Source organism: Marinobacter sp. ES-1 (assembly GCF_000475255.1).
Taxonomy (GTDB): domain Bacteria; phylum Pseudomonadota; class Gammaproteobacteria; order Pseudomonadales; family Oleiphilaceae; genus Marinobacter; species Marinobacter vinifirmus.
In genome coordinates, this window is record NZ_AXBV01000068.1 from 1 (window position 1) to 275 (window position 275).

At 45.5% G+C, this 275-nt stretch carries 1 protein-coding gene; it reads left to right on the forward strand.

The genetic code is table 11. The annotated features are described in order from the left end of the window. The coding region (locus Q668_RS12895) for a transposase (RefSeq protein WP_022990029.1) at positions 1–247 on the forward strand (247 nt) is incomplete at its 5' end. Positions 248–275 lie beyond the last annotated feature (28 nt).

A 275-nucleotide genomic window follows, 5' to 3' on the forward strand; every position in this document is an offset into this window, starting at 1 on the left:
TCGAGACTATGTTGAGAGTCTCGACGGCAAGCTCAGGTTGTTCTTCCTGCCGCCGTACTCGCCGGAGCTGAATCCTGACGAGTCTGTTTGGGGCTATATCAAATACCATCACGTCGGTAAAAAGATCATTAACAGCAAAGAACAACTTCGGAGCACTGTTTACCGGCAGCTTCGACGTTTGCAAAAATTGCCACGACTATTGAAATCGTTTTTTGGCCATCCGGATTTGGCTTATATCTCCGGGTAATGTTCGCTTACTTTATTTCGAATTAGTA